Annotated in this window: 4 protein-coding genes; all 4 read left to right on the top strand. The window is 74.2% G+C overall.

Features of this window, described 5'->3' with window-relative positions:
* Window positions 1-188 precede the first annotated feature (188 nt).
* Window positions 189-818, top strand: coding sequence for a type VII secretion system-associated protein (locus ABD987_RS11080; protein WP_345390163.1), 630 nt, complete (start codon window positions 189-191; stop codon window positions 816-818).
* A 2-nt stretch (window positions 819-820) separates the two neighbouring features.
* On the top strand, window positions 821-2,203 hold the full coding sequence (locus ABD987_RS11075) for a YrhB domain-containing protein (protein WP_345390160.1): 1,383 nt from the start codon (window positions 821-823) through the stop codon (window positions 2,201-2,203).
* 146 nt (window positions 2,204-2,349) lie between these two features.
* Window positions 2,350-4,224: a hypothetical protein gene (locus ABD987_RS11070; RefSeq protein ID WP_345390157.1), complete on the top strand. Its 1,875-nt coding sequence runs from the start codon at window positions 2,350-2,352 to the stop codon at window positions 4,222-4,224.
* A complete protein-coding gene (locus ABD987_RS11065; RefSeq protein ID WP_345390154.1) occupies window positions 4,208-4,729 on the top strand; it encodes a type VII secretion system-associated protein in 522 nt (173 codons plus the stop codon). Before ABD987_RS11070 ends, ABD987_RS11065 begins: the two co-directional genes overlap by 17 nt.
* Window positions 4,730-4,761 lie beyond the last annotated feature (32 nt).

Below are 4,761 nucleotides of genomic sequence, written 5' to 3'. Positions count from 1 at the left end.
CGCCAAGGGAAACCCGGAACGCGCGGGAGCCGCGCCTGGTCGGGTGGCGGCTCGACCCGTCGCGGGAGCCGGGAGACCCCTTGCCCGGGAGTTCCTCCGGCGGCTCCACTTAAGGGCAAATCCGGCCTGGCGGGTACGTTCCGACATGATACTGGCGGTTGATCGCCTGGCCCGACTTCAGGAGCACCATGACCGCGCAGACCGGGACCGAACCGGAGCAGGACAGCGGCCGCTGGTACCTGCTGATGGACCCGCACTGGACCCCGGAGGACGAGGGCGAGGCGCCGCCGATCGAAGCGGTCGCCGGGGCGTGGCCGGTCGAGGAGAATGACGAAGTCGGGCTGTTCCAGCCCAATCCCGACTACCGGCCGACCGACGAGACGCTGCCGACCGACCCGGTCGACGCGCTGCTGCGCGATCTGGCCGAGGGGAACGGCGAACCGGAGCATGCGCGGGCGTTGTTGCGGCAGAGCCTGGTCTTCCAGGCGATGAACGGGGACGGGCGGCCGCTGGTGATGCCCGCTCCCGACGACACGCTCTGCGTGGTGCTGGCCACCGCGGCGCCGCACGCGGAGCGGGTTCCCGCGCCGGTGTGGCGCCGGGTCGACTACGCCGGGTTCGTCGAGGAGCTGGCCGACGGCGTCGACGTGCTGGTCAACCCGGAGGGCCCCGCGGCGGTGCGCCTGACCGGGACCTTCGTCCGTGAGGGCGCGGAGGCCGACGAGGCGTTCCTCGCCGAGCACACGCCCTCCGACGGTGACAGCAGCCTCTACGTCATGCCCTGGAACTCCGGCGCGCCCGGACCGGAGACGGAGTGATCGTGAGCGACGAGGAGCGGCGCGTCCGCGAATGGCTGCACCACACCTACGGCGAGCGTGTCGTGCTGGCCGACGCCGAACCGGTCTTCTCCGGCGAGCGGTCGGTGTTCTTCGCCTGCCGTCACCACGACAGCGCGGAGCCGATGCTCGCCGCCACGATCTGCGTGCCGCGTGACGGTGCGGATCCGTTTCCCACCGCCAACGGCGACCCGCTCGACGAGGAGTTCAACCTCGGTGGCGGGAAGAACGCCGTGCGCTGGCGGCTGAACGCCCGCAACTGCGTGGTGGCGGCCGGTGCGGTGCTGGACGGGCACGCGGCCAGCGCGCTGCCGTGGCACCCGGACGACGAGGCGCCGGGCTGGTGGGACCGGCTGCTGGCGACGCACTTCCCCGGCGCCGAGTCCACCACGTGCCTCGACTGGGAGCAGGCGGCGAAGACGATCGGCGAGGGCGGTCCCGGCACCCGCGCCGTCGTGTGGCTGCGCCGGCGGCTCGACGGTCACGTGCTGACCGGGCACCTGCTCTTCGCGGAGTACGGGGAGGACGGCGTGGTCTTCCTCGACGCCCAGCGCGGCGTCTACGCCGACATCGAGGACGACACGGCCGACGAACTCCTCGTCGCCCGGTTCGCCGCGGCACCGCGAGACGCGGAGTCGCCGATCGCGGCGCCGTGGGAGATGGCCGCCGAGGATCTCCCCGCCGCGATCCGGAAGGCCGGGCACTGGCTCGCCGGCACCTACCCCGCCGACGCCGTCCACCTGGTCGGCCCGGTGCCCGAGGACGAGCTCGGCCGTGGCTGGCTGTTCGCGATCACCACCGAGCGGTTCACCGAAACCGGCGACTGGCGCGACCAGCTGCTGGACGCGGCCCTGGTGGTGCCGAAGGACGCGGGAAGTCCGCCGTTCGGGCTGCCGAACCGGGATCCGTGGGGCTGGCTGGACGACTGGGAAGCCGGGACGCCCGGCCTGCCCGGCACGCCGCGGCCCGGCGAAGCCGCGTGGTTCGCGCCCGCCATGGCCGAGCTGGGCGGGGCCGAGGAGATCCAGGCCCACTCGAACTGGGTGGACGCGCTGGAGTGGATCTCCGGGTTCCCGCCCGAGACGCGGGTCCTGGTCTGGGTGCGCCGCAAGGACGGGCGGGGCAGGGAAACCGTCGGTCACCTGCTCTGGGCGGTGCCCGACGCGGAGGGGGTCCGGCTCGTCGACCCGATGGCCGGGGACGGCGAACCGCTCATCGACCCCGACCCGTTCGAGCTGCGGGTCTTCCGGATCGCCGAGCAGGCGGCGGCCGAAGCCGCGCCCCCGACAGGTACGGGTGCGCCCGCCGCCCCTGCCGCTCCGAAGGCCGCTCCGAAGGGCGAGTTCTGGGAGGACGACTCCTTCTGAGCCGCTCGCGCGGATCGGTGGTGGATCTTCGGGCACTCCTCGCGGACGGAAGGTCCTCCGCTTCCCGCGCACGGTCGTTTCCGCCGCTCCGGGGATCTACTGTCGTCGGCAGGATGGCCAGGTTGCGCGACCCGAAGGGGAATCCGATGCCCTTGCTGACCCGGCTCCGCCGGTCCGCGCGTGCCGGGAAGAACGCTGTCGCCGGTGCCGCCGTCGCGGTGCACGCGGGCGACGGCGGCACGGACGAGGCTCGCGCGCTGGCCGCGTCGCTGCCCGTCGACCCCGACCACCAGGTGGTGGTGGCGGATCTGCCCGCCGAATCCCCGATCGAGGCATGGGAGTCCTTCGCGGCCGGGCTGCCGAAGGACCGGCGGCCCGTTCGCCTGGTGCCAGGGCGGCCGCCCCTGGAGATCAGCCCGTCGATCCCGCCCTGGCTCGCGGAACGGCTCGGCCGTCCGGTGCTGGCCCCGTACGGCCGGGTGCACCGGGGCGCCGCGGGCGCGTTGTTCGTGCACTCCGGGCCGCGGACCGGCTGGGGCTGGTTCCGGCCGAAGCAGCCCGCCGCGTGGACGGCGAAGCGCTTTCCCTTACCGGCCTGGGAATCGCCCGCGCTGGCGGAGGTCGTCGCGGCGGGCACGGGCGCGGTGGCCGAACCGCTGCCTGCCGGGATGTGGATTCACCCGGCAGGCGCGGACGAGAAGTTCGCCCGTGAACGCCTCGGGCTGGTCGGCACCCTGCCCTGTCAGCCGGGCACCCCGGTGATCGTGCTGGGCAGCGCCGAGGTACCCGGCCTGGACCCGGGTGACGTCGCGGCGTTCTGGCGGACCCTGCCGGCGGAGGTGCGCGACAGTGCCTGGTTCGTGCTGCTCGGCGGGCTCAAGGTGCCCGAGGGTGGTGCGGCCGGGCCGGCGCTGGCGGCCGCGATCGGCACGGAAGCCTTGTGCTACAACGGAATTCCGGTCGGATCGCCGGACGCGCCGGAGGTGGTCGCGCTGCGGCAGGACGGCGGGCAGGGGTGGCGGACCTTCGCGCGAGGGTTCGCGTACCGGCCGGGGGAGACCCGGCCCCGGTTGCGTGGTCACCGCGTACCGGTCGGGGATCTGCCCGAGATCGTGCCGGGCGTCTACCGGTACACGCCGGACGTGGTGGTCGAGATCGTCCAGTCCGGACTGTGGGTCCGGTCGCTGGACAGCGACGGGGTGGGCACCGGTGACACGGCGCGGTCGGTGCCGGTGGACCCGGCGTGCGCGCTGGTGCTGTACGAGGCCGCCGACCCGGCGACGGCCGACCGGTTGCGTGCCGCCGCCGAAGGCTTGATCAAAGGTCTCGATCCGACGGTGGCGCCGACGGCGCGGGTCCGCCCCGTCGGCGCGCCGGGGGTGGACGCGCCGGTGGAGCGGACGACCCGGCTGTCCACCGTGGCACCGCCGGAGGACGACCAGGCGGAGCGGACGACCCGGCTGATGACGACGCCGACGCCGCCGCCCGCCGCGCGGCGGGCGGACGAGCCGGTCGAGCGGACGACGCGGCTGCCCGTCGCGGCCCCGCCCCCGGGCGAGGCGACGGCGGCACTGTCCGCCGGGGCACGGCCGGGTGAGCAGCCGGGCCGGCTCACGACGCGGACGACGGCGGGTGCCGCGCCCGCGGCACGGCCGGAGGAGAAGGCGGAAGCACTGACGACGCGGATGGCGGTCCGGGCGGTGCCCGCCGCCGCGCCGCCGGAGGACAGGACGGAAGGCAAGCCGGAGGACAAGGCGGAAGTGCTCACGACGCGGATGGCCGTGCGGGCGGTACCGACCCCGCCGGCCCCGCCGGAAGACAGGACGGCGGAGAAAACGGAAGCCGTCGCGGAGACCGGATCCGCGGACACCGCGTTGCCGTTCCTGTCCCGGATGATGGAAACGGTGGTCATGCCGGTACCGGCGTCCCTCCGCGCTTCCGCGCCGGAGCCCGCCCCGCGTCCCTCCTCATCCCGCCTGTCGGCCCGTTTGGAAGGACACACCGATGACCGAAGCCGTTGAACAGGGCCAGATGCGGGTGCTCGTCGATCCCGGGTGGACGGCGACCGACGAGGCGCCCGAGCCGCCGATCGAGGCGATGGTCGGGGCCTGGTCGCTGCTGCCGGACGGCGAGTACGGCCTGTTCATGCCGAACCCGGCCTATCGTCCGTCCACACCGGACGCACCGCTCGACCCGGTCGACGCGCTGCTCGGCGGGATAGCCCGTGGTGAAGCCGAAGCCGAGCAGCTACCCGCGTTGCTGCGCAAGGTCCTGTTCGGCATCGCGGTGGACGAAGAGGGCGCCGCGATCGTGCGGCCCGCGCCCGACGGCGCGCCTTCGGCACTGGTGACGACTTCCTACGGCCATCGTGACCGGGTACCGGCCGCGGACTGGCTGGCGGTGACGCTGCCGCAACTGGCCGAAGCGCTCCCGGCGACCGGTGTCGACGTCCTGCTCAACCCCGGCGCGCCGAACTCCCTGCGGCTGCTCGCCGACGCCGTCCGTGCCACGGCCGCCGAGGAGTGATCCGCACGGTGCTCTCCCGACGTCCATAGTGG

The organism is Amycolatopsis samaneae, assembly GCF_039541975.1.
Classification (GTDB): Bacteria; Actinomycetota; Actinomycetes; order Mycobacteriales; family Pseudonocardiaceae; genus Amycolatopsis; species Amycolatopsis samaneae.
This window is presented reverse-complemented; position numbering and strand designations above follow the sequence as displayed.

Excerpts from the sequence above, each read along its gene's own strand:
- ABD987_RS11080 (WP_345390163.1), top strand. The coding sequence starts at position 189 with ATGACCGCGCAGACCGGGACCGAACCGGAGCAGGACAGCGGCCGCTGG.
- ABD987_RS11070 (WP_345390157.1), top strand. The coding sequence starts at position 2,350 with ATGCCCTTGCTGACCCGGCTCCGCCGGTCCGCGCGTGCCGGGAAGAAC.
- ABD987_RS11065 (WP_345390154.1), top strand. The coding sequence starts at position 4,208 with ATGACCGAAGCCGTTGAACAGGGCCAGATGCGGGTGCTCGTCGATCCC.